A 24,735-nucleotide genomic window follows, 5' to 3' on the forward strand; every position below is an offset into this window, starting at 1 on the left:
TCAGCTCCCCCTGCGTTCGTCGAGTCCCAGACCGCGCCCGATGATCTCCTTCATGATCTCGGACGAGCCCGCGAAAATGCGCGTCACGCGCGCGTCGGTATACATCCGGCAGATGCGGTATTCCTCCATATAGCCCGCGCCGCCGTGCAGCTGCACACAGTCGTCGATCACGCGATTCTCCAGTTCGCTCGACAGCAGCTTGGCCTCGGCGGCGATCTCCGCAGTCAGTTCGTCGGCGTTGTACGCGATCACACACTGGTCGACGAAAGTCTGGATCGCATCGAGTTGTGCGCGCAGCGACGCCATCGTGAACCGGCTGTTCTGAAACGTACCGATCGCGCGGCCGAAGGCATGGCGGTCCTTGATGAAGTCAAGCGTGAGGTCAAATGCAGTCTGCGCCGCCGCCATCGAGCCGACCGCCGCGATCAGCCGTTCACCGCTCAAAAACCGCGCAAGATAGCCGAAGCCCTTCGTCGGATCGCCGAGCACGTTCGACTTCGGCACCTTGACGTCGTCGAAGAACAGTTCCGACGTATCCTGAGCAGCCAGCCCCATCTTGTGCAGCCGGTTGCCGCGCCGAAAGCCGGGCCGGTCCGCTTCGACAAGAAAAAGCCCGATACCGTAACGCTGTTCCGGCACCGTACGCGCCGCCACGATGAACAGATCACCGAGTTGACCGTTCGAGATGTAGGTCTTGGATCCGTTCAGCAGCCAGTGATCACCGCAGTCTTTCGCGTGCGCCTTCATCCCGGCCAGATCGCTGCCCGAGCCGGGCTCAGTCATCGCAATGCCGAGAATCGTCGTGCCGTCGATGCAGCCAGGCAGTATCCGTTGCTTCTGCTCGTCATTGCCGAGTTTGCCGATGTATGGCGCGACGAGACCGGAGTGCAGATTGATGTAGAAGCCGGGCTCGCCATGACGGATGTTCTCCTCATAGACGATCTGTTCGTAGCGGAAATCGCACACGCCAGCGCCGCCGTATTGCTCGTCGGCCCACATCAGCAAATAGCCCTGCTGCCCAGCCTTCTCATAGGCCCAACGGTCGACGATGCCCTGCTCGCGCCAGCGCGCGGCATGGGGTTCGATCTCGCGCTGAAAAAAACGCCGCACCGAATCGCGAAACTGCTCGTGTTCTGCCTCGAAAATCAGTCGCCGCATGGGGTATCCCTCGACGCTATGCAGTTACGCGACGGCTTCGGACGCATGCCCGGCCACCGCGTGAAAGAGGTGGCCTCGAATCGCCCGCTCGCGCAGCCATGCCGAGGGTTTGAAGCGCGGGCCGTAAGCAGCTGCCATGCGTTCACACTCTTCAATAAACGTGCTTAGCCCAACGGCGTCGATCAATGACAGTGTGCCGCCTGTGTACGACGGGAAACCCCAGGCGAGCACCGAGCCGATATCAGCGTCGGCGGCATGCGTGAGCACGCCCTCTTCCAGACAGCGCGCCGTTTCTAGCGCCTGGATATAGAGAATCCGCTTACCGGCTTCATCGACGGAAGGTTGCGGCGCGACCGGCGGAAACGCCGACTTTAGCTCGCTCCAAAGGCGCTTTTTACTTCCTTCCGGATAGTCGTAAAAACCACCACCGCCGCGCCGACCCGGTCGTTTGAATTCGTCGAGCATCCGCCGCATGACGTCATACGAACAGGGTAGGTCATATGCGTCGCCGAGTGCCTCGCGTGACTGCATCACGATCTTCCACGGCAGTTCAATCGAGACTTCGTCAAGCACCGCAAGCGGGCCTACAGGCATCCCGGCGAAGCGCGCGGCGTTCTCGATCAAGGCCGGCTCAACGCCCTCTTCAAGCATGCGCATGCCTTCGTGAATGAACGTCTGGAACACCCGGCTCGTGTAGAAGCCGCGGCTGTCGTTGACAACGATGGGTGTCATCCGCAGTTGAGCGACCAGATCGAGCGCCTGTGCGACAGTCGTCTCGCTGGTCTGCTTGCCGACTATGATTTCGACCAGCGGCATCCTGTCGACCGGCGAAAAGAAATGTAGACCGATATAGCGCTCAGGCCGGTCCGACTGCCGGGCAAGCTCGGAGATCGGGAGCGTTGACGTGTTGCTGGCAAAGAATGCCGACTTCTGCAACACTGCCTCCGCCTGGCGCGTTACATCTGCTTTTACCGACTTGTCTTCGAACACCGCTTCGATGACGAGATCGCAATCGGCGAGCGCGCTATAACTGGACGTCGCAGTGATGCGCGCGAGGATCGCGTCGGCGCTGGCCTGGTCGCGCCGTCCGCGCTCGACCGCGCCGGCCAGCAGCTTGCGCGAGTAGTCGCGGCCGCGTTCCGCCTGTTCCTGCGTCGCATCCAGCAGCACCACGTCAATGGCCGCCAGTGCCGCGACGTACGCAATGCCTGAGCCCATCATTCCCGCGCCCAGTACGCCGATCTTGCGGGCATCGAACTTTGGCACCCCTTCCGGACGGCGTGCCAGTCGATCGGCCAACCCCTTGTTCACGAAGTTGGTCCGGACGATATTGCGCGCGACAGGACCCGACATCAGCCGCGCGAAGTGCTTCGATTCCACAGTCAGCGCCTTGTCGAACGGCATCAACGCACCTTCGAACACGCAATCGAGAATCGCAATGGGTGCAGGATAGTTGTGAAAGGTTTTCGCGCCGACTTTCGCAACGTTCATCGAGTACGTTGTCGCCAGCGACGAACTGAGCAGCCCCGCCCCTTCAGGCAGCCGATAGTTCTTCGTGTCCCACTTGCGCACCGGGTTGGGCGTCTCGATCAACCATCTGCGCGCGGTTGGGAGTAACTCGGTTGCGGGAACCACTGCGTCGACCATGCCTAGCGCGAGTGCTTCCTGCGGCGTCACGGACTTGCCGTCTAACAGCAAAGGCAGCGCCTTGTCGACCCCGATCATGCGCAGCAGTCGCTGTGTTCCGCCCGAGCCGGCCAGCAGGCCAACGTTGACCTCCGGCAAACCGACTACGGCTTTCGGATCGTCGACAATCACACGCCAGTGACAGGCGAGGCAGAGCTCGAACCCACCACCGAGCGCCAGTCCATTGATCGCCGACACGAACGGCTTGCCGCATGTCTCGAGCCGCCGATGCATCTCAACGGAAGCGCGCCGGCTCAGCGCAAATGCCTGCTGCCGCGACACGCCGGCATCAAAAAGGCTCATCAGATGCTTGAGGTCGGCGCCAGCCATGAAAGCCGGCTTCGCGGATGTGACGATCGCGCCAACGATCGACGGATCGGTCGCCACTCGTTCGATTGCCTCGATGAAATCGTCAATAAACGCTGGACCGACGACGTTCATCGGTCGTGCCGGATCGTTCAGCGTAATCAGTGCGATGCCTTGCGCATCGACATGCATAGTCAGTGTTTGCATGCTCGAAATTCCATGTATTCGATAGTCAGGCGGCTCAGACACGCTCAATAACGGTCGCGGTGGCAAGACCGTTGCCCGCGCAAAGCGTAATGAGCGCGGTGTTCAGATCGCGGCGTTCGAGTTCGTCAAGCACAGTGCCAAGAATCATCGCGCCCGTGGCGCCGAGTGGGTGGCCCATCGCAATCGCGCCGCCATTGACATTGACCCGTTCAGGATCAAGTTGCATCGCGCGAATAAAGCGAAGCACGACCGACGCGAACGCTTCGTTGATTTCGAACAGGTCGATATCGGCAACCGTCATGCCGAGGCGCTTCAGCAGCTTCTGCGTGACCGGCGCAGGGCCGGTCAGCATAATCGTCGGCTCGCTGCCCATCGATGCGAAACCTTTGATTCGCGCCCTCGCGCTCAGGCCAGTCGCAGTACCAAATGTTTCGCTCCCAAGTAGTACAGCAGCCGCACCGTCCACGATGCCGCTCGAGTTACCGCCGGTATGCACGTGCTCAATCGCTTCAACCTGTGGATAGCGTTGCAACGCGACTGTGTCGAAACCCGCCGTGATCCCGAGCGCCGTAAACGCCGGTTTCAGGTTGGCCAACCCTTCGAGCGTCGTATCAGGGCGAATGTACTCGTCGCGATCGAGGATCACTTCGTCGAGCAGGTCGCGTACCGGCACGATCGAATTCGTGAAGTAACCGTTCTTCCACGCGTGTGCCGCCCGGCGCTGACTTTCGAGCGCGAACGTGTCGACATCGGCACGCGTGTATCCGTCAATCGACGCAATCAGATCCGCACCGATTCCCTGCGGCGCGAAATAGTTGTGGTAGGCGACCCATGGGTCAGCGCTCCATGCGCCTGAGTCCGCGCCAATGACCGTTCGCGACATCGACTCGACGCCACCGCCAATGGCAGCCTCCGATTGTCCCGACATAATCTGCGCCGCGGCATTGTTGACCGCTTCGAGCGCCGACGCGCAAAAGCGGTGTACCTGCTGGCCCGCGACGCTCTGTGCGTAGCCGGCGGCCAGCAGCGCGGCGCGGGCGATATTACCGCCCTGCTCGCCGACCGGCTGCGCACAGCCGAGAATGACGTCGTCTACCAAAGAGGTGTCGAGCGCATTGCGCTCAGCTAGAGCGCGCAATGCGGTGGCCGCCAGTTTCGCCGCCGACACTTCGTGTAGCGCGCCGTCAGGCCGCCCACGCCCGCGCGGCGTGCGCACGTGATCATAGATGAATGCTTGAGTCATGTTGAACAGATCGGAGAGTGTTCAGGGCCGCGGGTCTGCGGGTTCATGACATGCAGCGTCGCAGCGCGCCGCTGCGCCGGCAACTATCCAAAGATAGAAGAACCCAGGTCAAGCATTTGCGATAGTGGCGTCGTCCATTCAGGAGACTGGCAATGAGCGCAGTGATTTACTCAAACACGCAAGACGAATCCGAACTGATCAGTGCATTCGAACCGTATATCGGCGAAGACCTCGTGCGCAGCCGTATCGACGTCACCACGATCGGCGATCTGCTTCTCAAGGCATACGATCGATATCCCAACGCCGCGGCGCTCATCTTTCCGGACAAGACCTGGTCCTACGCGGAACTCGTCACACGGGCGTTGCGCACAGCGCGCGGTCTCCAGGCGATGGGCGTCAAGCCAAAGCAACACGTGGGCATCCTGATGTCGACCTCGCCGGAACTAGTCGAAGTATTCTTCGCAGTGGCGTTCTGCGGGGCCGTATCCGTGCTGATCAACGGCCGATACCGTTCTAGCGAACTGGCGTACGTGATCGAGAACGCAGACCTCGTCACGCTGGTGACGACCGATGCGATCGCGGATCACGTCAACTACGTGGACCGGCTTAACACTGCATTGCCCGGCCTGTCCGACGCGGCCGACTCTCACGCACTGACGTTGCCGGGCACGCCCCGCCTGCGCAATATCGTGTTGCTCGGCGACACGTCCGCGCGAGGCTTCGTTTCGCAACAGAGCTTCGAGGAGGCCGCCGAACGCATCGATGAAATCGACGTGCATCGCAGCCGCGTGAGGACGCGTGTGCGCGACACTGGGATGATCCTGTACACGTCGGGCACGACCTCGAATCCGAAAGGCTGCCTGATCACGCATGAGGCCATGGCGCGCAACAGCAGCGTGCTGGGTCGCCATCGCTTCCAGCTCACCGCTGACGACCGCATCTGGTCGCCTCTGCCACTCTTCCACATCGCCGCGGTGCTGCCGATGCTGTCGATCTTCGAAGTCGGTGGCGCCTACATCGGCATGGAATATTTCGACGCCGGGCTGGCATTAAAAATGATCGAAGCGCACCGCGCAACGATGGCGTTCGTACCGTTTGTCACATTCCTGCAAGCGCTCGCTTACCATCCGGACTTCGCACGGACAGACCTATCCCGGGTCAAGTTGATGAACAGCTGTTTCGCCGTGCAGCCGAAGAGTGTGGGAGACGCGTTCCGGGAGGGCATGCCGGATACGCTGCAGGTCGGCACGTACGGAATGACCGAGGCATCGGGAATCGTCTCGACCGGCACCTGGACGATGGATCCAGAAGACGGCTTCACGAAGCTCGGCATTCCGCTTGTCGGGCTCGAAGTCCGAATCGCCGACATGGTGAGCGGCGCCGATGTCCCGGCCGGCGAACGCGGCGAAGTCTGGCTGCGCGGCTACAGCATGTTCGACGGCTACTACCGCGACGCCGAGAAAACCTCGCAGGCGTTGGATGACGAAGGCTGGTTCCATACCGGAGACATCGGCTCGATCGACGCGCGGCAGCACGTGATGTTTTACGGGCGGTTGAAGGAAATGCTCAAGGTTGGCGGCGAAAACGTGGCAGCCGCAGAGATCGAGACTCTGCTCGGTCGCCATCCGGGCGTCAAGCTCGCACAGGTGGTGGGTATACCGGACGAAAAATACAGCGAAGTTCCCGCCGCGTTCGTCGAACTGAAACCGGGCGCCAACGCATCGGCTGATGATCTCATCGAGTTCTGCCGTAGCGAAATATCGTCGTTCAAGGTGCCGCGAGTCGTGCGCTTCGTCACAGAATGGCCGATGTCGACGTCGAAGATCCAGAAATTCCAGTTGCGCGACGCGCTTCTAAGCGAACTGGGCCTTCAATGACGCGCGTGACACGACGATTTCCGGCACATGGCGGCGTCACGCTCGCATCCGATCTCGCCGGCGACGCGGCGGCGCCACTGGTGATCCTGCTGCATGGAGGCGGACAGACGCGCCGCGCGTGGCGCCACACCGCCAATGCGCTGAGCCTGCGCGGACTGCGCGTCGTCTCGGTCGACCTGCGCGGACATGGCGAAAGCGACTGGGCCCCCGACGGCGACTACAGTCTCGACGCGCAGATCCAGGATCTACGCGCGCTAGCGAATGCGCTGCCCGAATCGCCGATGCTCGTTGGCGCATCACTCGGTGGTTTGATTGCGCTCGCCGCGGTCGGCGAAGCGGCCGTAATCGCGCGAAGCCTGGTTCTGGTGGATGTCGCACCGCGCGTCGATGCGGTCGGCGAAGCGCGAATCCAACACTTCATGCGACAGCATGGCGACGGATTTGCGAGTATCGACGAAGCAGCTGAGGCAGTGGCAGCCTATCTTCCGCACCGGCCGCGTCCTGCGAACACATCGGGCCTGAAACACAGCCTGCGGCTCCAGCATGGCCGTTACTACTGGCATTGGGACCCGGCGCTCATCAATTCGCTCGACGCCAGTCCGAACCGACTCGCCGCACGCTACGACGCCGCTGCGCGCAACGTACGGGTGCCGACCTTGCTGGTACGCGGCGCACGCAGCGAACTCGTGACCCATGAAAGCGTTAGCCATCTGAAGACTGTGATACCGCACGCGGAATCGGTCGACGTGGCAAGCGCAGGACACATGGTGGCTGGCGACCGAAACGACGCGTTCAGCGCCGCATTGCTCGCCTTCATCGAACGCCAGTTGCAAAATTGACGCCACGAACCGGTGGCTATGACAGCGCCCGCGGGCAAGATCACCGCGTCCACGGGTCGCCCATTGCAGACGCGAGCATCAGCATGTTCTGCAGACCGCCGTCGACGATTACGTTTTCACCGGTGATATAGCTCGCATCCGGCCCTGCTAGAAAGGCGACGACGGCGGCCTGCTGCGCGGGCGAGCCGACCATCTGCAATGGGTTGCGTTTTGCCGCGGCCGCACGCTGCTGCGGGTCCGAATAACGCGCGTCGGTCATGGCAGTGTGCGTCGAACCGGGAGATACGCTGTTGCAGCGAATCCCGTCCGGCCCCCACTCGCACGACATCTGTCGGATCAGCATCACTAGCGCGGCCTTGCTGGCGCTGTAAGCACCCAGAGGCGGCGTCGGCTGTTGCGCGGAAACGGACGCGGTGGCGACCACGCAGCCTTTCGACGCGGCGAGCATCGGATGCGCGGTTTTCGCCAGCAGCCAGGTCGCACGCGTATTGATCGCAAATGACCTGTCGAAGTCATCGACCGACAATTCAAGCAGGCTCGCGCGCTGGATGATGCCCGCGTTGCTGATCAGCGCGTCAAGGCCGTCCCATGCGCGGGCGGCGGTCTCGACGATCCGCGTGGGCACGCCCGCGTCGGACAGATCGCCGACGAACGTGAGCACCTGTGCCCCATCTTCCTGCAAACGACCGGCGGCATCTTCGAGCGCGGCCTCGTTCAGATCAACCAGCAGCAATTGCGCAGCGCGCCCTCCGCGCCCCTTCGCATCCGCGGTGAAGCGTTCGGCCACCGCGCGGCCAATGCCGCTCGCTGCGCCTGTAATGATGGCTCTCATCGAATCTCCGTTTTCTTGTGGCTGCCACGCGACTGCGTCGCGACTTGGGCGTACTTCAACCTGGACTCTGGACTCGTGAGCCACCTGCTTCAACTATCGGAAGATAGCCGCACAAGATTTATACAATATGCCCAATAAACGTATATTTTGTTCACCATCCTGACTTATAATTTTTGCAAATAGCGTCACAAGACGCCACGTTCGACAGCTTCGCATGGCGGGTCTCGATAAACGACACCACGGCGATTGTGTGGGACGACAAAATCAGGAGACACGGCATGGAAGTGACGCGAACCCGTCTGGCTTCGCCAGTCGAGGCGGTCGAGCCGATCGCACGGCCACGCCTGATTGCACGGCTCAACCATATCGAACACGCCCGCCTGACGGTCGTGCAAGCCCCCGCCGGATACGGCAAGACCAGCCTCCTCACGCAGTGGCTCAAAGCCATCACGATGATGGGCAAGGCCGCTGGATGGATTACGGTCGACGGCTCCGGCTGCGACGCGTCGGGCTTTCTCAGCTATGTCGCCGCGGCGCTTGCGAAAGCCGCTCCGTCGCGCGAAGGGGAGTTCCTCCGCCTCATCGACACAGAACGCTATCTGCCCCCTTCACTGCTCGCGACGTCGATATCGAACCTTTTGTGCGATGTGGACAGCGCGGTATTCCTGTTTATCGACGACACTCATCTGCTCGATCCAGGCGCGCTTGACGCGCTGCGCCGGTTGCTCGACCAGTTACCGGCCAATACCCATTTCATCGTGGCCTCACGCACGGTACCGGCGGTGCCGCTCAGCCGGTTGCGCGCGCAAGGTCAACTAATCGAGATTGGCGTCGATGACCTGCGCTTTCGCGATAAGGAAGCGCTGCAATACCTCGCCAGCGTGGGCCATCAAAGACGAGGCGAAGAATTGCTGAGAGCATTGACCGAGCGCGCCGAAGGCTGGATCACCGCACTCAAGCTCGCTGCACTCGCATTGCAGCGCGACGCTGCACCAATTGCCTTCGCATCATCGTTCACCGGTACGCGCCGCGCAATTTCCGACTTCTTCGCGGAGGAAGTTCTGGCGTCGCTCGATGCGCCAGTCCGTGACTTCCTGCTGAAAACGTCCGTGCTCGAGCGGATGTCACCCGCGCTCTGCGATGCGCTCACCGGCACGGCCAATGCCCGCGACATGCTCGACCGGGTCGAAGCGGCCGGCCTGTTTCTCGCGGCGCTCGACGAGGAACGCGAGTGGTATCGCTATCACCTATTGTTCGCCGAATTCCTGCGCCGCCACCTGACCAGTCGGGACCCCCAACTCAGCCGCGAGCTGCTGCTGCGCGCCAGCGACTGGTTTTTCCAGCATGCTCAATACACTGATGCCGTCGAACATGCATTGCAGGCTGGCGAACCGACGCGCGCCGCGGCGATCCTCGAAGCGTGCTGCCAGGACTGGGCGTACTCCGGACGCATCCGGTTGGTAGCAAAGTTTGCCACTCAGATACCGCGCGATATCCTGACTCGCTATCCCACGATCCTGTTGACGTGGGCATGGCTGCTGACGCGTCATCTGTCATTCGACGAAGCGCAGCAGATGCTCGACACGGTCCGAGCTCATCTCGAACAACAGCTTGGCAACGGAACGCTGAGCGCAACCGAAGCGCGTCCGGTGATGTACCTGTTGCAACATCGCGAGATGACGCTCGCCGCCGCCCAGGATGATGCGATGCTCGTCGAGGAAAAATGTACGGTGTTGCTGGCCGAGTACCGTGAAGAAACTCATCCATATCTCACCGGTACGATCTATGCCCAACTGGCCTATTCGCAACGCGAGCGCTACAAACTGACAGACGTTGAGCGCTACGCGGCGCTCGCTCATGGCGTGCTGGCGCGCTCGGGCTTCGATTTCGCGCTGATTTCCGCACAGGCCAGTATCGGACCATCGCTATTTTTCGCCGGTAAGACCGATGCGGCCTTGCGTGCACTCGAGGAAGGGCTCGAACAGGCCACAGCCTATGGCGGTATAGATTCGGCACTGGTCGCGCTACCGGCCATGCCGCTCGCCGAGATCCTGTACGACCGCAATGAAATCGAGCGAGCGTCACAGCTGCTCGCAAGCGGTCTGCCGCTCGTCACCGAGTTCGGTTTTGTCGACCAGTTGATGCCAGGCTACTCGACGCTCGCACGCATTCGGGCCTCCCAGGGCGATCATGATGGAGCGATGCGTGCACTCGATCAGGGTATTTGCATTGCGCTCGATCGGAACCTGCCGCGACTGCGCCTCGGGCTGGTCGCCGAGAAGATCCGTCTCCTTGTGCTCGCCGGAACAGAACCCCGGCAGTTGGCGGAATACGCTCGCAGTTGCGAGGTTCCGTCTAGCGCAGAAGGGCTGCGGCCGCTGGCCAATGTGACTTCGGTCGACGAATCCCGCGCCTTTGCGTGGGCGCAAACGGCTATCGTGCAGGATCACTTGTCCGATGCGTTCGCGCTCGTCAAACAATGGCGCAGCTTTTGCCACGCCGCCGGCGCGGTACGCTCGCTGCTGCGCTGGACGATCCTTCTCGCAAAGATTCTGCTGCGCGAAGGCGACCCTCGCGCTGCCCGCCGTGCGTTGCGCGAAGCGCTTGCGTTGGCCGCCCCACAAGGGCTGATCCGCAGCTTCATCGACGAAGGCCCATGGCTTCGTACGTTGCTCAGTGACGGCGACGCCGTCACGCCACAGTCCGCTCATCCCACCGACGTCTTTGCCGCACACGTGCTCACCGCATTCGATGAATCCGGCGCCCAACGCCTGCCATCCATTTCGCCTGCCGAACCGCTCGAAGGTCTGTACGGCGCGCTGAGTTCAACGGAACTCGAAGTGCTGACCCTGGTCGCATCCGGGTTACGCAACCGGGAAGTCGCACTGAAACTCGGGACGACCGAAGGCTCGATCAAGTGGCATATGCAGCAGGTGTATGACAAGATCGGCACCCGACGGCGCCTGCAGGCAATCGAGCGGGCGCGCGCGCTTGGCCTCATTCACTAGCGGCAGCCGGATAGCCCGCCATCGACAGGCAACTCAGCGCCCGTGACATACGCGCCGGCTCGCGAGGCCAGGAAGATGCACATACCGGCGATGTCCTGCGGCGAACCGAGCCGGCGCAGCGGAATTCTTTGTTGTAGTCCGTTGGTACGCTGCTCGTCCGCGCGAATATGCGCGGTCATTGGCGTCGGGAAATAGCCGGGCATCACCGTGTTGACGGTGATGGATGCCCCTGCGAGATCCTTTGCGAGCACCCGTGAAAGATGGTGAATCGCGGCCTTGCTGGCAGCATAGGAATACGCGTCGATCGGCTCGACGACCGCGCCAGCAAGCGAGCCGATGTTGATCACCCGGGCGGGATCGTCGGGCATCGCCGCGCACCTCAACAACGGCAATAACTCGCGTACGAGCGTAAATGGTCCCTGTACGTTAACCGCGAACACCGAGGGCCATGCCTTGTCCGGAAACTGTTCGAGCGGCGCGCCCCAAGTCTTGCCAGCGTTATTGACGAGAATATGCAGGCCGCTCTCGCGCACCGCCATCGTCTGCGCCAGCTCTACAGCAGCGGCGGGCGTCGAAAGATCGGCCACGATGCCGTGACACTCGCCGAGCGCACCGAACTCATGCGCCGTCCGTTCGGCGTCTTCAGGCTTGCGCGACGTGATGTAGACCTTTGCGCCGGCACGCACGAAGCCTTCCGCAATCATGCGCCCCATGCCGTTCGCGCCACCCGTCACCAGCGCGACCTTTCCACGGATATCGAACAGGTCGGTCACCGGTAGTCCCTTTTCATCGTTCATGGTTCATTCTTCATTCGCGTGGCTCAAATCCTGATCGTGACCTTGCCTATCTGATGACCGGCCTCCAGGTAGTGCAGCGCTTCGCCTGCCTGCTCGAGCGGGAACGCTCGGTCAATCACCGGTTTCACTTCCTGCGCGTCGACGAACGCAAGCATATTCCGGAAGTCGTCGGTGGTTCCCATTGCTGTGCCGATCACGCTCGCGTGGCGGAGAAAGAGATCCGGTGCGGAAAACTCGACGGCCGTGCCGCCGGTCGAGCCATAGATCAGCACGCGTGCGCCGAAATTCAACGCGCGCACGTATTGACCGAACGAACTTCCCGGCGCGCCGTCGATAACAACGTCGATGCCGCCCGATAACGCCTGCAGCGCCTTGCCCCATTTGTCCTGTCGATAGCAAACGCCACCCGCGGCACCCAGACTTTCGCCAATCGTCAGCTTTTCGGTCGAGCCGCTCGTCACGTACACAATTGCGCCCATTGCTGCCGCGAGCCGCAAGGCGAGCGTCGCCACGCCGCCGCCGATGCCTGTCACCAGCACCTTTTCACCCCGCCGGATTTGAGCCTTGGTCACCAGCGCACGCCATGCGGTCACGCCGCCCGTCGGCAGGCAAGCCGCTTCCTCGAAGCTCAACGACGCGGGTTTCGCAAATGCATGCGCAGCGGGAACGCAAACGTATTCGGCGATAGTGCCTGCCGTCGGCATACCGAGCACGCTGAACTGCTTCGATGGATAGGCCTTGTTGTCACCCCAGTCGCGGCCCGGATAGAGCACGACTTCGCGCCCCACCTGGTTCCGATCGATGCCCTGACCGACCGCATCGATGATGCCTGCGCCATCCGCGCCGAGTATGCAGGGCAGCCGCATCCCCGGATACTGGCCACGACTGATCCAGAGTTCGCGGTGATTCAGCGAAGCCGCTCTGAGCGCAATCCGCACCTCGCCAGCACCCGGCTCCGGCACGGCAACCTGCTCGACTCGCGCGCTGGTCGGGCCGTCGGCAACTGTCAGCACGAGTGCCTTCATCGTTCGCGTCATACCGGGTCTCCGCTGACCTGCGATGCGCTCACCGCTGCCGGATGCCATTTGCCGTCGCCGTGGCTTTCATACGGCGCGGCCAGTTCAAGCAATACGCCGTGTGCGCTCTCCGCTGACACCCACGTCCATTTCTGCCACGGCATTGACGGATCGGTATTCAGGTGCTCCGATGCCATCTTGACGCCCCGCTCCCGCAGCGCCCGCACCGATCCCTCGAGATCGTGCGACGTAAAGCAAAGGTGATGAACATGCTCGCCGCGCTTTTCCAGTCGTCGACCCAGCGGCGTGTTCGGCGCGGGTTCGATCAACTGGACCTCCGCACCGTGATTCGAGACGAACGTCGCCCATCGCATGCGATCCGCGCCGCCAACGAATTCCTCGTATTGCACAACCGATTCGGCAAGTTGCGCCGGGTCCAGCACACCGAGGATCTTTGTCCAGTCGTCGATTGCCTGATCCAGGTTTTTGACGAGTAGACAGATATGAGCAAGCGGTCCGCTTGGCATGATGTTCTCCAATTACCGCGACACGGTCAGGGCGCGTCGCTCGAGGCAGCGATATAGAGGCGCGCTGTGCCGGATATGGCAACGCTTTGCTGATTGACTTTGAGCCAGACGTCGCAGTCGACCGTTTCGCCGGCAGGCGACGCTTCGATTGCGGTGACCTTACCGCCCGCTTCGACACTATCCTCCGCGAAGACGTTAGCCACGAACCGACAATCCAGCTTGACAAGTCGCGCCTGCGGCAACGCTTCGGCAAGCATGTTCATCACGTAGGCAAGATTCGCTGGCCCCTGATTGATCACTCGGTCGCCGAGACCCATACGCGCGACCGCTGCCGGGTCGAGGTGGATTGGATTCGGGTCGCCAAGCACCTGTGCGAGCGCTTTCATATGATCCGCGCTGACGTGGATTAGCCTCCAGGGCTGCAGCTCGTCGCCGTGCTTAATCGACATGAAGATTTCTCCTCGGCAGTATCCAGGTATTCACACATTCGAGCACGGACTCGCCGCCTGGCGTGGTCATCCTGAGACGGTAGCGCAGCATATCGACCACACCAATTTTCTTGCTCGTCTTGCGTGTCAGATCGACGATTTCGCCGCCGACTCCGTAGGTCACGTCGGTCATTAGCACGCCGCTGAACGTAACTTCGGTCGAGCCCAGCAACGGGCCGTCCGCCGCGTCGAATTGGCACTTCTCGAGCAGCCCGTCGACGCTCAGTCCCATGCCAGCCTGGGTCGCGATATAGCAATAGATGGGATGCGCAGTACCGTCGCCGGCCACTTGCGCCGCGACGGCATTGCACAGGCGGCGATTCTCTTCTGCTGCGATCCGATAGGTACCGCCTGGCAGGCTGTACCCGGCAACATCGGGGACGCCCTCAGATGTCTGAACGTTGGTCACCATGAATTTCTCCTTGTCGCACGATCCGCTCGCGCATCGCGACGCTCAGAACGAGCGCGGCAAACCAAGCGCCTCGGCGATACCGTTGCGCGCCATTTCGTTCGTGATCGGCCCGATACGCCACAAGCGCGCGTCGCGCCAATAACGCTGCATGTCAGTTTCGGCGGAATAACCCATGCCGCCGAGAATCTGAATACCGAGATCGGCTGCGCGCACCGCATATTCCGAGGCGGTTACTTTCAGCATGCTCGATTCGATGTGACAGGGACGACCGCTGGATTGCAGCCAGGCGGTATGGTAGAGCATCAGCTCGACTGAGTGTCGCCACGTCGCGATATCGGCAACGTAGTGCTGCAGCGCCTGGAACTCACCGATCAGCTTGCCGAACGCGCGGCGTTGCTTCATGTAATCGAGTGCGTCTTCGAGCACGCCGTCCAGCACGCCAGTACAGAATGCGGCCACCATGATCCGTTCGTTGTTCAGAGTCGGTAGCAGCATGTACCAAGCCTTGCCAGGCTCGCCCAACACCAGATCATCCGGCACGAACACGTTATCGAAGTGAACCGTGCACGATCCCATCGATCGCATGCCGAGCTTGGGCAACGGCGTAATGCTGATGCCTGGCGACTTTGCCGGAACGAAGAACAGGGTCACGCCCTGGTGGCGCTTTTCGACGTTCTTGTCCGTCCGCGCAAGGACCAGAATATAGTCGGCGACATGTGCGGACGAACTCCATATCTTTTCGCCACTAAGAATCCAGCCGTTGTCGCCTCTCACCGCCTCTGTACGCAATGCGCCGAGCACATCAGTGCCGCCGCCTGGTTCCGTGAAGCCGATCGCCGCACGGAGCTTGCCTTCAGCAATCTGCGGCAGAAAACGCTGCTTCTGCTCTTCAGAGCCGTAAACGCCAATCGACTTCCCGCCGGCGAACGACGTAATGCCCCAGATCCACGCGAGGCCACCGAGTGTGCGCGCCAGCTCACGGCCGAGAATCATCTGTGTCACAACGTCGCCGCCCTGCCCGCCATATTCCTCGTCGATGCCGATGCCATGAAAACCGGCGGCAGTGAATTTGTCCCACAGTGCAAACGGATAGTCGTGCTCGTTGCGTTCGAGTTCGCGCGCCCACGACTTGGGCGTTTCCTTGTCGACCCACTTACGCACCGAATCCTGAAACGCGCGCTGATCTTCCGACAACTCAAAATCCATTCCGTGTCTCCGGTAATTATTCACCCAGCCGATCTCGTCAGCATGGCAGTCACTGTGAACTGACAGGGACAGGCGCTCAACTATCGAAAGATAGCGGTCGAAGCGGAAAGGCGCGGGAGCAGAACAGGCGCGGCGCGTGCATCAGAAGCGCATGCCACCATCCACATCAATGCAGCGGCCCGTAAAGAAATCATTCTCGAAGATGAAGCGCGCGGCCGCCGCGATTTCATGCACAGCGCCCAGCCTCTTGAGCGGCACTGGCGCAAGCAGCTTGTCGAGCATCTCGCGTCTCATTTGTGACAGGATGTCCGTTGCGGTAAAACCCGGCGCAATCGCGCCTACTCGAATGCGATAACGCGCGAGTTCGCGCGCCCAGACCGTCGTCAGCGCCACCACGCCCGCCTTCGCCGCACTGTAATTGCTTTGACCGACATTGCCATCGCGCGCAAGACTTGACATGTTGACGATCACACCTCCATTACCGAAGCGCACCATCTGTTCTGCCGCTGCACGCGCGCAAAGAAACGTGCCCGTCAGGTTGACGTCGAGCACCGCCTGCCATTGCTGCATGCTCATCCGTGCGACGACTTCGCCATCCTTCACGCGCACCAGCATCGAATCGCGCACGATACCGGCGTTGTTCACCAAACCGTCGAAGCGCGCGTAATCGACGCCGACCTGTTGCATCACACGGTCCACATCGGATTCGTCGGCGACGTTTGCAAGGTACGTACGCACCTTGCCGCCCTCCGCTTCACACTGCGCCGCCGTCTGCTCCAGCTCATCGCGATTCACATCGATCAGCGCCACGCTCACGCCTTCGGACGCGAGCGCGAGCGCAATCGCGCGACCGATGCCCTGTGCGGCCCCCGTCACTGCGATTGTCTTGCCTGTCAGTTGCATGGTTTGCTCCTGGGTGACGCCATCCGCGCGCCTAAGGGGTGCGGCGTGGGCAGCGTTTCGAAGAATTGGGATAACCGGTCGCTGCGCACATCGCCGGCGACCGGCAGGTCATGCAGGATGGACAGGCGCCGCCGCCTCCCTGAGATCGAACTGCGAATCCGCGGCCTGTTGCGGCGTGATGCCCTGACCGCCCGCCAGCACGCTTGCCATGACGCGTCTGGCCGCCATGTGATTAGCTGGCTGGTTGACCGTCTCGACGCCCACGAGCCTACCTTGGCGAAAGCAAAAGACGGTGCATCCGATCCCTTGCGGATCGTTACGCACGACTGTCTGGTCGTAACCGTGTATCAGTCCGGCGATCTGCAGCTTGAGTCCCCCCTGATCGCTCCAGAACCACGGCACGGTGCGATAGGGAATCGCCCGGCCGACGATGCCGGCGGCGACACAGCGCGCCTGATCCGTCGCGTTCTGCACCGATTCCAGACGGACTTCCTGATCCTGCGCGAAGCTGTTTGGATGCGCGGCGCAATCACCGATCGCACTGATGTGCGGGTCGGCGGTGCGCATGAAGCAATCGACGACAATACCGTTGCGCACGGCAAGATCCGCTGTCATGGCCAGCTCAATGTTCGGCTGCACGCCGATCCCGACCACGATCAGATCGCCGGCCACATGCGTTCCGTCTGCCAGATCCACGCCGGTTGCTCGATCCTGTTCACCGGCGATCTGTTGCACCTGAGCATTGAACATGAAGCGCACGCCGTTGCGGCTGTGTTCGAGCGCAAAAACCGCAGACGTCGCGGGCGATACCGCCCGCGCCATTGGACGATCCGCGACGTCGATCACGGTGACCTCTACCTTCGACTTGAGGGCCGCCGCCGCAATTTCGAGCCCGATGAAGCCCGCACCGATCACGACGAGACGCCTGACATCGCGCAAACGTTCGCGAATCGCATGCGCATCGCCTAGCGTGCGCAGCGATAGCACGTTGCCCAACGTCGAACCGGGCACTGTCAGCCGCCGGTTGCTGGCGCCCACTGCAAGCACCAGATGTGCGTAATCGAGGACCGCACCGTCGTCGAGCCTCAGGCTCCGGTTCGCGCGATCGATAGCGACCGCGCGGCGGCCGCCCAGCAGATGGATCTGTTTGTCCGCATAGAACGTTTCCGGACGCATCCGCAATCTAACCTCGTCCACGCCGTCGAGCAAATACCCCTTCGAGAGTGGTGGTCGGTGATACGGTAGATGAACCTCGTCGCCGATCAACACGATCCGCCCAGCATAGCCTTCGTCGCGTAAAGCAGAAGCCGCCTGGAAACCGGCGAGCCCGGTACCGACGATCACAACCGGATGCTTACTCATGTGCGATTCCTCCCTTGCCGTCGTCGATTGCTGTCATGCCGACCCACGACGACTTGCGCCGCGCTGGCGTCTGCGAACCGGCAGGCTGCGTTGGCTCAGCAGACATGGCGGCGGTTCGCGGTCGCAGCAAAAAGTACGACAGCGCGGGGATCAGCACCAGCGCTCCAACCATGTTCCAGAGGAACATGAACGTCAGCAGGATACCCATGTCCGCCTGAAACCGGATTGGCGACCACGCCCAGGAGACGACGCCACCCGCCAGAGTGAAGCCGACCAGCGCAACCACCTTGCCGGTGAACTGGAGCGCTTCACGATACGCTTCGACCAGCGTGGCCCCTGCGCGCAGCCGCGCAAGCAACACTGACAGCAGGTACAGCGCATAGTCGACGCCGATGCCCACGCCGAGTGCGATGACCGGCAAGGTCGACACCTTGACGCCGATACCAAGCATTACCATCAGCGCTTCGCACAGCACCGATGTCAACATCAGCGGCAGCAACGCGACAATCACGGCCTGCCAACTGCGAAACGTGATAAAGCTCAGGACCGCGACCGCCGCGTAGACCAGCATAAGCATTTGCCGGTTCGCCTTTTCAACAACGATGTTCGTCGCAGCATCAATACCCGCCGAACCGGCGGCCAGCAGAAAGTGTCGCTCCGGCGTATCGTGAGCGGCGGCAAAACGCTCGACGGCCGACGCGACTCGCGTCAAGGTCGCTGCCTTGTGATCGGCGAGGAAGGCCTGCACTGGCGCAACCGACCTATCCTGATTGGTCAGCTCGGGCATCGCCACCACTACGTTGGAGAACGCATCCTGCGAAACGAAGGGGTCGCGATTGATCGTCATCCACTTTGGCGAACCTTCGAAATTTCCTGCGGTGTACATGCGCATCACGCCGGCTGCAGACGATGTGCCACGGACGCCTTCGACCTCGCGCAACTGAGCTTCGAGACGATCCATTTCGACCAGCGTCGGGAATTGCGCGACGCCACCCGACGGTGTCTTGACGATGACGGCGAACACGTCGCTCGACAACCCGTAGTGGGCATTGATGAATGCGTTGTCCCGGTTGTAGGTCGAGTGCGGGCGCAATTCGGGCGCACCCGCATTCAGGTCACCCACCTGTAAATGGGCGCTGACCGACAGACCAGCAGCGAACAATACGACGGAAGCCGCAATCGCACCGATAGCCCAGCGACGCGTCGCAAAGATTTCGAGCGCAGCGAACATCTTCGCCCCGGACCCTGCCATTTGCGCCGATGCCTTCTGACTGTTCAGGCTGCGGCGCGCCGCCGTCGAACTGACGCCGATAAACGACAACAGGACCGGAAGCAGCACGAGATTGGTAAAGATCAACACCGCGACGCCAATGCTCGCGGTCAATGCCAGGTCGCGAATCACCGGCACGTCGATCAGCATCAACACGGCGAACCCGACAGCGTCGGCTAGCAGTGCCGTCAGTCCCGCTATAAACAGGCGGCGAAATGTGTAACGGGCGGCAACATAACGGTGCGCGCCGCGCGCGACGTCCTGGGTGATGCCGTTCATCTTTTGCGCACCGTGCGAGACACCAATCGCAAACACCAGGAACGGCACCAGCATCGAATACGGATCGAGCACGAAGCCGAGCCACTGGACTACGCCTAATTGCCAGATGACCGCGGCGACGGAACAGACAAGCACCAGCACCGTGCTGCGCACGCAGCGCGTATACGCGAACAGCGCCAGCGCGGCAATCGCCGCCGCGACACCAAAATAAGTAATGACCTGAGTCAGGCCATCGATGAGATCTCCCGCCAGCTTGGCAAAGCCGACGATATGCACCTTGACCGACTTTGACTGTAACGAACGCACCTGCTTTTCGAGCCGATGAGACAGCTCCCGGTAGTCGATTTTCTTGCCGGTGGCGGCGTCGGCATCGAGTAGTGGTACAAAGATCATCGACGACCTTTGGTCATTCGCAACCACCGAACCGACGATTCCGGCGCGATCGATATTGCGCCGCAGTTTACCGACGGCCTTCGGCGAGCCGTCGTAGTCGTCCGGCATCACCGGGCCGCCACGAAAACCGTCTTCGGTGATTTCAGTCCAGCGAACGGTCGGCGTCCAGAGCGACTTGACAAAACTGCGGTCGACGCCGGGCATCAGGAAGATCCGGTCGTTCGCCTGCTGCAGCGTGCGCAAATACTGCGGATCGTAAATATCGCCGCTGGTGTTTTCAACCACGACACGCAGCGAGTTGCCAAGCGCCCTCAGCGAATCCGCATTGTTCAGGTAGTTCTGAATGTACGGATGCGACTGCGGCATCATGTTCTGGAAGTTCGCATTTACCTGCAATTGCGTCGCGCGCCAGCCGAGCAACGCAGTGAGCAAGGCACAGATCGTAACAATCGTCGCGCGATGATTGAAGATCAGCCGTTCGAGCCAGCTGCCGGAACGTCGATCGAAACGCGCCGGGGAACCCGCATCGATGGGTACGCCTTCGCCCTTATTGCTGTTCAACATGGTGGATTTCCGGTTTCGTTCAGGACAAAAGACTCAGCTTTTTTTCGGTACGACTGGTTGCGCCGTAGCACGACCTGGTAGCGCCTGCGCCCAGATGCCGAACGGTCCACACAGCGCGATCGCGTCATCGCCATCCGGTGCGATACCCGCGAAGAGCATCGGCGAACCAACGGGTACGCGACTGAAACCTGCCTCGCCCGGTCGGTTGATCAGAACCGTACCCGTGCCCGCTAGCACGACCGAGCCATCCGCGAGGACGCTCGCGGCGTTCAGTGTCGCGTCGGTACCGGTTTCGACCCGCGTCCATGAGGTGCCGCCATCGCTGCTGCGATAGACGTTGCCGCGCAGCCCAAACGCAAAGACGCGTCCCGCCGTGCCCGCGATGCCGAAGTAGCTGCCGCCATAACCGGTGGCTATCTGCTCGAAACGTCCGCTGACCCGGTCGAGTCGATAGACCATGCCACGCTCGCCGGCGATGTAGAGCTGCCCGGCAATCGCACGAATCGCGTTCAGATTAAGGAACGACGGATTGTCGATGTGCTCAAGCGCCGGCAGCCAGGTCTTGCCGCCATCCGAGGTCATCGCAAACGTACCGAACGAGCCCACGGCGTAGCCGTGCGTCGCGTCCTCGAACCAGACGTCGAGCCACGGCAGCGCCGGGCCCGCCTTACTGTTGCGCTCAACTTCCTGGAGCGCGGGCTGAACCGACATGTCGCCGGCCGCAATCGCTGCGCGGTACCGCCGCGCGAACTGCTGCGCGGCCATCCGCCCGTCGAACTGCTTGACCCAACTGTTGCCGCCATCCGCACTGTGCAGGATCACGCCGTCGTGGCCAACCGCCCAGCCGTCGCGTGCGGTCGCGAACATCACCGCGGTCAGATCGCTTTGCACCGGGCTCGCCACCTGACGCCACGATACGCCGTGATCATCGGACACGACGATCACGCCACGCATGCCGACCCCGATCAGCCGTTGCTGAACCGCCGCGACTGCCGTGACCGGCTGTGTCGCCGGCGAGGATACGTGCGTCGCCGGCGAGTCGAGTGGATCGACGAAACCCACTGCGGTTTCCCTTGCGGCAAGCACCAGCGTCGCCGTGCTCACACACAACACCAGGGCTGCGGTGAGGCCCAGGCGCATTGCAATATTGCGCAATTCCTTCGGATCATTCATATGTCACCCGTGTGCCACGAGACAGGGAGCGGCCCTTCCGGGTCCGCTCGACAGCGACCTCACTACGTGCCGGCCATGGCGCAACCTAACGCACGCCATTGCCTTCCATCGCTTGTGGCGTGTACGCCGACTGGTTCGGCAGCGCATCGAAAGTCTTCATGTACATCGACGGTCCGCCCTGGACAGCGGTGATCACATAATTTCCCTTCGTCAAGTCATAGGAGATCTGGCTCGGCTGCCCGACGCGCGGCTTGTCGTAAGGCACGATGTTGATCGTGTGAGCCACGCGATACAGCGCACCGCCTTCGTCGTAGGCTTCGTACGCGACGATGAGCCACGTGTCTTCATCGATATAGTACGTGCGGCGGCTGTATGCGTGACGCTTGCCTGGCAGTAACGTCGCGTCGACCACCCACACGCGATGCTTCTCCCACCGGACAGCGCTCGTGTTTTCGTGTTTATCGCCGACCAGATCGGTCGCTTCGTACGCGCGGTAATTGTTGTATGGAACGATCATCTCCTTCTTGCCGACCAGCTTGAAGTCGAAGCGGTCCATCCGGCCGGTGAAGCCGCCCAGTTCGTCGAACAGCAGCGTCCCGCCGATCGACGCTGCCGGCGTGTCATACTTCAACTCCGGTGCAACGCGCACCCTGCGCTGGCCCGGCGTGTACACCCAGGTCGTGTCGTCCTTGTCGCCATGGTTGATCGAAAAGCGTTGCAGAAACAGTTGTCCAACCTGTGACGGCGGCCCGAAGTAGCTGGTATAACCGGCGAAATAGAAGTCGTCGTTCAGCTTGCTCTGCTTCTCGTCGTAGTATGGGTACATGAACTTGCATTCCTGATCCCCGACCAGCGTCTGATGCCCCGACCGGTCGACGAAGATCGTCGAGAACCGGAAGTCCGTGCGTGGCCCCTGATAACGCAGCAACTGATTCCACATCACCTCGTAGCCGTCCTGGGGAATCGGAAACGGCAGGCCGCCGTATGCACCGGCCACCGCATCGCCTCTGGTCTGCCCACTCAGTTTCGCTGCGGTCGCATTGCGCACTGTATTCTTGAGAACCCAGTCCGGATACGCCATGGTTCGGCGAGTTTTGTACACCTCGACGCGATAGTCGGGAAAGCGCTGGAAGAGTGCCTTTGTGCCCGGCGTCAACTGATCCGCGTATTGCGCCAGATTCTGTGCGGTGATCGTATAGAGCGGCTTGTCCTCCTTGAACGGATCCGGATAGCGGCCACTGCCCGGCTTGAAATCCGCCGGCATCGCCAGCTTTGTGACGCCGCCGTCATACGCGGGGATGGAGCCGTCGGCATTGCCGGCCTGCTCCGCACCGAACTCCGTGAGCTTGCCCCCGAGTTCTTTAGCCTGTTCCTGCGACACGGCCGCCTGCGCCTGCGTCGCGAAAATCGACATCAACAAGACTGCTGTCAGCGTTCTCAGACAATTCATTTTCGTCTCCTGCCTGTATGCCTAGAATGTTGTGGAGAACGTCAGCGACACCCAGTTGCGGTCATTGAACATCCCCACGTTATTGCCGCCGGAATAGTAAGAAAGCCCGTTTGCGGGATTGGTGCTCAGCGTGCCGAGGTTCCCGTGATTGCCGTTGTAGGCAAGGGTCACGAAGTAACGCTGCTGAATGGTCGCCGATACGCCGATGCTGTACGTGAGGTCGCGATGCGCGACCGGCACGCCAAGGCTGGCCGTACTGCCGATGAGACCGTATTCCGCGAAGATTGGCATCGACAGATCGACACCCGGGAACACCTGCAACCATTGCGGCGAGAACAGGAACGCCACCACCACCGAGTTGCGCGTAACGCAACCGTTGTTCTCGTCGCCCGGCACGACCGAACCGTTCGCGAGTGCCACCGTGCACGCCTGCGAATTGTTCACACTCTGAAAGCGTCCGCCAGCGTTATTGGTAACCGACAGCAAGTGCGTGTATCCGACTTCGAAGAGCGCCGTGCCGGCCTGATAAAACGGCGTGGGCGTCAAGCCAACCACCGCATTGGCCAGCACGTTCAGCGTGTTGCCGCGCGCAATCAGCGACGCGTTGGAGTTGTCGCTTGCAACCGGCACACCACCATTGGTCTTCAGTCCCGTGTTCTTGCGATACGACACCTCCAGCCCGGTACTGATGCCGCCGATTTCCTTGTCCAGGCTGAAGCCGATCAACTGGGTGTCTGTCGGATAGACAAAGCGATAGAACGAGCCAATCACGTTACTCAGCGGGCCGTTGGCACCGTAACCTCCGAGTACCGGGCCGGCCGTCTGCGTTTCATCGAAGCGGCGATAGTAGAGGCCCGCCGTGCCGTCGAGCCACGCCGGCGACCAGTGTGTCGTCACGCCGAAGTTGTTGCTCACGTTAGAAGGCTTATTCGTATCCAGACGTTGCAGGCTGTACGGCACGCCGCCGATCGGAAACCACTGCTGCGGACCATCGAAGCCAAGATCCGCCGGCCCGGTGAAGGTGCCGCCTTCGGGCAGACGGTTGCCCTGAAACTCGAGAAAGTACTGACCGCCGAGTTGCCATGTCGGCGTGATCTGCGTGCTGAAATTGATTTGCGCACGCGGAATCGCCAGTTCCTTTGCGGTGGTGCCTGGCGAGTTCGCGGCCTTGATCAGGTCGAGTGCACTCTGCGAATAGGCGATACCCATGCCGGAAAGAAACAGCGAATTGCCCCAATACTGGTTGAGCCGCCCAACCTTCAACGATGTCTGATGACCAGCGAGATCGAAGTTCGAGAAGACAAACGCGTCGAGCAGCTGCGCGCCCTGTTCGTAGAATCGCTTCGTATAGGGTGAGTATGTGCTGTTGTAGTAGTTGCTCTGGCCAGCATATCCCGGGCCGGTCAGCGCATTGCTGTTGTACGCAAAATCTTTCCAGCCTGAGGCGCTCACGCGCACGCCGACGGTGTTCTGGTAGACCGCGTCAAATTCCGAAAGCAGTGAGAAACGCTCAGTGACAAGATCCCCCGCCTTGGAAAATTTGCCATCCGACGCCTGATTCGCCGGATTGTTAGCGATATCGGGATCGAGACTCTGCGCGCGCATACCCAAATTGGCCTGCACCGTGTTGTCCCAATGCACATTCCAGTCCGATCCAGTCGAAAACTGGAACGCCGACGCGCTTCCCGCCGATGCGAGCGCCACTATGGCTGCTGCTACCGATTTCATGCGCGGTACTG

The 24,735-nt window shown here is 61.4% G+C and carries 19 protein-coding genes and 1 pseudogene; 3 read left to right on the forward strand and 17 right to left on the reverse strand.

Annotated elements, in window-relative coordinates:
* Genes ACOSV0_RS10635 through ACOSV0_RS10645 form a run of 3 tightly spaced genes read right to left on the reverse strand, consistent with a single transcriptional unit; the run spans window position 1 to window position 4,600 of the window.
* Window positions 1-1,158 (reverse strand): acyl-CoA dehydrogenase family protein, encoded by a 1,158-nt coding sequence (locus ACOSV0_RS10635; RefSeq protein ID WP_434106141.1) that lies wholly within the window; start codon window positions 1,156-1,158, stop codon window positions 1-3.
* Between the two features lie 24 nt (window positions 1,159-1,182).
* Complete coding sequence (locus ACOSV0_RS10640; RefSeq protein ID WP_434106142.1) at window positions 1,183-3,357, reverse strand: 3-hydroxyacyl-CoA dehydrogenase NAD-binding domain-containing protein; 2,175 nt, start codon at window positions 3,355-3,357, stop codon at window positions 1,183-1,185.
* 34 nt (window positions 3,358-3,391) lie between these two features.
* The gene (locus ACOSV0_RS10645; protein WP_115782983.1) at window positions 3,392-4,600 is read right to left on the reverse strand and encodes an acetyl-CoA C-acetyltransferase; all 1,209 of its coding nucleotides are present in this window, start codon (window positions 4,598-4,600) and stop codon (window positions 3,392-3,394) included.
* Between the two features lie 152 nt (window positions 4,601-4,752).
* On the opposite strand from ACOSV0_RS10645, the gene ACOSV0_RS10650 reads away from it, so the two are divergent.
* Both ACOSV0_RS10650 and ACOSV0_RS10655 read left to right on the forward strand, forming a co-directional pair.
* Window positions 4,753-6,477, forward strand: coding sequence for a class I adenylate-forming enzyme family protein (locus ACOSV0_RS10650; RefSeq protein ID WP_434106144.1), 1,725 nt, complete (start codon window positions 4,753-4,755; stop codon window positions 6,475-6,477).
* Between the two features lie 5 nt (window positions 6,478-6,482).
* Window positions 6,483-7,316: an alpha/beta fold hydrolase gene (locus tag ACOSV0_RS10655; protein ID WP_434106145.1), complete on the forward strand. Its 834-nt coding sequence runs from the start codon at window positions 6,483-6,485 to the stop codon at window positions 7,314-7,316.
* Window positions 7,317-7,356: 40 nt separating this feature from the next.
* Here the strand turns inward: ACOSV0_RS10655 and ACOSV0_RS10660 are convergent, their stop codons facing one another.
* Window positions 7,357-8,148, reverse strand: coding sequence for an SDR family NAD(P)-dependent oxidoreductase (locus ACOSV0_RS10660; RefSeq protein ID WP_434106146.1), 792 nt, complete (start codon window positions 8,146-8,148; stop codon window positions 7,357-7,359).
* Between the two features lie 278 nt (window positions 8,149-8,426).
* Between ACOSV0_RS10660 and ACOSV0_RS10665 the strand changes: the two genes are divergently transcribed.
* Window positions 8,427-11,156: a LuxR C-terminal-related transcriptional regulator gene (locus tag ACOSV0_RS10665; RefSeq protein ID WP_434106147.1), complete on the forward strand. Its 2,730-nt coding sequence runs from the start codon at window positions 8,427-8,429 to the stop codon at window positions 11,154-11,156.
* Here the strand turns inward: ACOSV0_RS10665 and ACOSV0_RS10670 are convergent.
* The 13 genes and pseudogenes from ACOSV0_RS10670 to ACOSV0_RS10730 form a co-directional block, all read right to left on the reverse strand.
* Window positions 11,153-11,953 carry an SDR family oxidoreductase gene (locus ACOSV0_RS10670; RefSeq protein ID WP_208645755.1) on the reverse strand — a complete coding sequence of 267 codons (801 nt, stop codon included), beginning with the start codon at window positions 11,951-11,953 and terminating at the stop codon, window positions 11,153-11,155. The two genes, ACOSV0_RS10665 and ACOSV0_RS10670, sit on opposite strands and share 4 nt — an antisense overlap.
* 23 nt (window positions 11,954-11,976) lie before the next feature.
* Window positions 11,977-12,432 carry a zinc-binding dehydrogenase gene (locus ACOSV0_RS10675; RefSeq protein ID WP_434110243.1) on the reverse strand — a complete coding sequence of 152 codons (456 nt, stop codon included), beginning with the start codon at window positions 12,430-12,432 and terminating at the stop codon, window positions 11,977-11,979.
* 219 nt (window positions 12,433-12,651) lie between these two features.
* Window positions 12,652-13,038 (reverse strand): annotated as a pseudogene (locus ACOSV0_RS10680) (alcohol dehydrogenase catalytic domain-containing protein); the annotation flags it as partial.
* The gene (locus ACOSV0_RS10685; protein WP_434106148.1) at window positions 12,987-13,496 is read right to left on the reverse strand and encodes a VOC family protein; all 510 of its coding nucleotides are present in this window, start codon (window positions 13,494-13,496) and stop codon (window positions 12,987-12,989) included. The pseudogene ACOSV0_RS10680 and the gene ACOSV0_RS10685, both read right to left, overlap by 52 nt.
* A 26-nt stretch (window positions 13,497-13,522) precedes the next feature.
* Window positions 13,523-13,945: a MaoC family dehydratase gene (locus ACOSV0_RS10690; RefSeq protein ID WP_115782977.1), complete on the reverse strand. Its 423-nt coding sequence runs from the start codon at window positions 13,943-13,945 to the stop codon at window positions 13,523-13,525.
* Window positions 13,935-14,396, reverse strand: coding sequence for a hypothetical protein (locus ACOSV0_RS10695; protein WP_208645753.1), 462 nt, complete (start codon window positions 14,394-14,396; stop codon window positions 13,935-13,937). The genes ACOSV0_RS10690 and ACOSV0_RS10695 overlap by 11 nt, the downstream gene beginning before the upstream one ends.
* 42 nt (window positions 14,397-14,438) lie before the next feature.
* A complete protein-coding gene (locus tag ACOSV0_RS10700; RefSeq protein WP_115782976.1) occupies window positions 14,439-15,602 on the reverse strand; it encodes an acyl-CoA dehydrogenase family protein in 1,164 nt (387 codons plus the stop codon).
* A gap of 141 nt (window positions 15,603-15,743) precedes the next feature.
* Window positions 15,744-16,505 (reverse strand): SDR family NAD(P)-dependent oxidoreductase, encoded by a 762-nt coding sequence (locus tag ACOSV0_RS10705; protein ID WP_434106149.1) that lies wholly within the window; start codon window positions 16,503-16,505, stop codon window positions 15,744-15,746.
* A 108-nt stretch (window positions 16,506-16,613) separates the two neighbouring features.
* Window positions 16,614-17,867 carry an NAD(P)/FAD-dependent oxidoreductase gene (locus ACOSV0_RS10710; RefSeq protein WP_434106151.1) on the reverse strand — a complete coding sequence of 418 codons (1,254 nt, stop codon included), beginning with the start codon at window positions 17,865-17,867 and terminating at the stop codon, window positions 16,614-16,616.
* On the reverse strand, window positions 17,860-20,373 hold the full coding sequence (locus ACOSV0_RS10715) for an efflux RND transporter permease subunit (protein WP_434106152.1): 2,514 nt from the start codon (window positions 20,371-20,373) through the stop codon (window positions 17,860-17,862). The genes ACOSV0_RS10710 and ACOSV0_RS10715 overlap by 8 nt, the downstream gene beginning before the upstream one ends.
* Before the next feature lie 33 nt (window positions 20,374-20,406).
* A complete protein-coding gene (locus ACOSV0_RS10720) occupies window positions 20,407-21,546 on the reverse strand; it encodes a WD40/YVTN/BNR-like repeat-containing protein (RefSeq protein WP_434106153.1) in 1,140 nt (379 codons plus the stop codon).
* An 85-nt stretch (window positions 21,547-21,631) separates the two neighbouring features.
* Window positions 21,632-22,996, reverse strand: a complete 1,365-nt coding sequence (locus ACOSV0_RS10725) for a DUF1329 domain-containing protein (RefSeq protein WP_115782971.1) — start codon at window positions 22,994-22,996, stop codon at window positions 21,632-21,634.
* A gap of 21 nt (window positions 22,997-23,017) precedes the next feature.
* Window positions 23,018-24,724: a DUF1302 domain-containing protein gene (locus tag ACOSV0_RS10730; protein ID WP_434106154.1), complete on the reverse strand. Its 1,707-nt coding sequence runs from the start codon at window positions 24,722-24,724 to the stop codon at window positions 23,018-23,020.
* Window positions 24,725-24,735: the final 11 nt, after the last annotated feature.

Origin of the sequence: Paraburkholderia caffeinilytica, from assembly GCF_051027425.1 — a bacterium.
Classification (GTDB): domain Bacteria; phylum Pseudomonadota; class Gammaproteobacteria; order Burkholderiales; family Burkholderiaceae; genus Paraburkholderia; species Paraburkholderia caffeinilytica_A.